This window comes from Ruminococcus flavefaciens (assembly GCF_900119075.1).
Lineage (GTDB): Bacteria > Bacillota > Clostridia > Oscillospirales > Ruminococcaceae > Ruminococcus > Ruminococcus flavefaciens_Q.
In genome coordinates this window covers 1-4,111 of sequence record NZ_FPIP01000014.1, presented here as the reverse complement: position 1 = coordinate 4,111, position 4,111 = coordinate 1, and the positions used below count along the sequence as shown (strand labels likewise).

Genomic DNA, 4,111 nt, shown 5'->3' with positions numbered 1-4,111 from the left:
GCAACCGGCACGATCGGAGCAAGTGACAATGGTACAGGCATCTACCTGAGACCATATATCCAGATCGGTGAAAACTATGTTTACGGTGATCAGGTGTTTGTGAAGAACAGTGAACTCTGATTTATCGAAAAATACATATTTTTTGATATTTTTTATAAGGAGGATACTATTATGGCAAGCAATTTAAGTCATGGAATGAAGCGTGTATTATCTGGCATTATGGCGCTTCTGATCGTAGCAGGCGGCTCAGGTCTCTCTGCGAACGTGAGGGGAGGTGGATTGTTTGCCCGTAGTGCGATAACAGCAAATGCAGAGACATATTCAAGCCATGTGATGGAACTGCAGGTAGGCGACATTCTTGAACCCGGCGCAATGTATGATGCAAATGGCAAAACCATTATCCTTCAGGCGGGTGGCTATTGTACCGGAGGAGGACAAGGAGACAATGTGACATATACGCAGGGAACACAAGATGTAATCCCCGAAAACTTGATGATGCTTAGAGTATCAAGTGAAAATGATACTCTTGGTGCTATCGGCGATATGCCGAACAGTTACTACCCCTATGCCAATGGAGCAAAGGTCGATGCGTGGCAGGTCGTTTCTGTGCAGAGCGATGGAGATGGACCGGAGAGTAACCAAACGATCACTCTGACAGGCTATGCAGAAACACAAAGCGACAATCTCTTTACATCTGCGGTCTACTATCGCCAATACAACAGCTCCGGCGAATTGCAGGATAATGGGACGCTTGCCGAAAATGCAGGTATTCTGATCGAAAGCGATACCAAGAAATGGGCTGACGGCAACACCTATGTTGCCAGCGGCACAGTCACTATCGACTCCCGTGTCAAGGTCACAGGTACAGTAAATCTGATATTGTTAGACGGTGCAAGTCTTACCATTAATGGCGGTATATCCGTAGCTCAAAGCGCACCATATGATGAAAACGCAGGTACGCTGAACATCTTCGCCGGCAGCACAACAAGTGGAACAATAACCGACAGCGGCTCGCTGACTGCTACAGGAAGCGACTGGAACGCTGGTATTGGCTGTAGTAGTTCTGACTTTAGCAGTGGAAATGTTAATATCCATGGCGGTACAATTACAGCTACAGGTGGCAAGAAATGTGCGGGAATCGGCGGCACTGTGAATATCTATGACGGTACTGTTACTGCTAACGGCGGTGATGACGGTGCAGGCATCGGAGGTAACTATAATCATGACGGTAACACAGTAAACATTTATGGCGGTACAGTTAATGCTGCCGGTGGTGAAAATGGAGCCGGAATCGGCGGCGGTCAGTGTGGAGATGGCGGAACGGTCAACATTCTTGGCGGCACAGTTATTGCTACAGCCGGTGATAAATCAGAATGGGATGACAATGCAAAAATTGGAGTCGGAATCGGCGGCGGCGGTTATTATGATGATATGACCTCAAACGGCACCCTTACCGTTGCCGATAATGCCACAGTATACACCTCTACCGATAATGATACTTGGACTGATACAACAAATAGTCTTGATACACGAACAAGGTATATGAGGGTGGAGCCTGCTGCGGCTGTCACCTACACTTACTATCCTGCTGTTGCCGCTACTTGTACGGACGCAGGAAATATTGAGTATTACTTAGGCTCGGATAACAAATATTATTCCAATGATCAGGGTACGCTTCTGGCCGACCAGAGTGGTGATAATGTTGTTGATGAAAATGACGTAGTTATAGCAGCAACGGGACATAGCTATGGCACTCCCACTTATTCGTGGACAGAGGAAAGTGGCGTATGGAAGTGTACAGCAACCCGTACCTGCGCCAATAACGCAAGCCACGTTGAGACTGAAACCGTTGATGGAATCTATGCGGAAGTAACACCTGCAACTGTGAATACGGTAGGTACGGGCAGGTGGACGGCGACATTTACAAATAATGCCTTTACAGCTCAGACTAAGGATGTTGAGATTGCAAAGCTTGTTCCTGAAAAGCATGATGCAGTTGCTCCGACCTGCACAGCCGCAGGAAATATCGAGTATTATATCTACGACGGTTATTATTACACTAAGAGCGACGGTATTTTTATCCCATTAACTGACCGAAACGACGACGGTGAAGTTAGTGCAGATGATGTTGTGATTCCTGCATTAGGTCACGAATTCACATATCAAGCAAGCGATAATGTTCTGACTGCAACTTGCACTCATAACTGCGATGAATATGGAGAGGGCGTTCAGCTTACTATTGCTCCCCTTGACGACCTTACCTACAACGGAAGTGCAAAGGGCGCTGCTCTTAGCGGACTTGAAGCATTTAATACTGTAACTGGTTTGAGCGTTTTCGCGGAGAATATCGTATATGAACAGCTGATAGATGAAGAGTATCAGGATATAAACTACATACCTGCAAATGCAGGCTCATACAGGGCAAGCCTGATTGTTGAGGGACAGACGATTTCCGTAACATATTATATCGCAAAGGCAGACCTTGTTGAAAATACAAACTATACTGTTCCGACCGATCTTACAGCTACCTATGGACAGACGCTTGCTGATGTTGAGCTTCCTGAGCGCTGGGCGTGGGATGACGCACTTGATACTCTTGTCGGAGACGTAGGAGAGCATACTTTCAGTGCGACCTTTACGCCAGAAGACGATAGCAATTACAACACCGTTACCATAGAAGTAACAGTCACAGTTGGCAAGGCTGATCCGGACTACACGATCCCGTCAGAGCTTACAGCTATTTACGGACAGACACTGGAAGATGTTGAGCTTCCTGCTGGCTGGGCTTGGGACGATAATACACAGAGTGTCGGAAATGCTGGCACCAATGTCTTTAAAGCTACGTTTACTCCAAATGATACTGCTAACTACAATACTGTTGAGAATATAGATGTAAATTTGACAGTCAATAAAGCGGCTTCTTCCTGCACAGTACCAGTAGCAAAGTCTGCTTTGGTCTATTCTGGTGATCCACAGGCACTCGTTTTCGCAAGTACACCAACCGGCGGAACGATGCGGTATAGCCTTGACGGTGTGAATTGGTCAACTGATATCCCAACAGGTATCAATGCAGGTGATTATACCGTTTATTACAAGGTCGTTGGCGATGATAACCATAATGATACAGTTGAAGCTTCAGTGCCAGTATCTATTGCAAAGGCAACTAATCCATTGACTGTATTGATCAGCGACTGGACATACGGCGATACTGCAAATAGTCCTTCTGTTATGGGCGCTTACACAACCGGCGTGACATATCAGTATGCTGTTAAGGGTACTGACGCATGGAGCAATGATGTTCCCACTGACGCCAAAACATATACCGTAAAAGCAACGGTTGCAGAGAGTGCGAATTACTTAGAGGACACAGCTACTTGTGATTTCGTCATTGAAGCCAAGTCCCTTGCAAATGCGATCATTCTTCTTGACAAGACTAACTTTGCTGTTGAAGATAGTCCCTACAAACCCAATGTGCGCTTTGTTATCCTCGACGGTAAGATACTTGAAGCGAATACCGATTACACTGTATCATACGAGAATTACGAAGATGTCAGCGAGAACACTCCGACTGTTATTATTACCGGAAAGGAAAACTACCGATTAACTGCTACCAAAGCATTCACTATTGGTACGAATCTTTCAGAAGCAGTTGTGTCTGTCAGCGGTACATACACCTACAATGGTGAAGCAAAGACTCCTAATGTTACTGTGACATATAAGGGTGTTGAAGTTGACAGCGATAACTATACAATCGCATACTCGAATAATACTAACTCAGGAACGGCGACAGTGACGATCATCGGTGTAAATTCAAACGGCTATACTGGTTCGGCTTCTACAGAATTTACAATTGAAAAAGCAGCGCTTGATGCAGTAGCAGTGAATGGCACATTCAGCTACACCGGCGAAGGGATCTCTCCGACAGATGTGGTCGTCACCCTTGCTGGTGGTGCAGAAGTTGATTCGGCTAATTATGATGTCACTTTTAGAAACAACGTGAATGCAGGCACTGCACTTGTGATCGTAACAGCAAAGAAAGGAACGAACTACACAGGTACAGCAGACGGAACATTTGTCATAGATCACGCTTACACAGCAGTAGCCGAGGTCA

At 45.9% G+C, this 4,111-nt stretch carries 1 pseudogene; it reads left to right on the top strand.

The features are described 5' to 3' along the window. Positions 1 to 171: 171 nt before the first annotated feature. A pseudogene (locus BT105_RS14560) lies at positions 172 to 4,111 on the top strand (hypothetical protein); the annotation flags it as partial.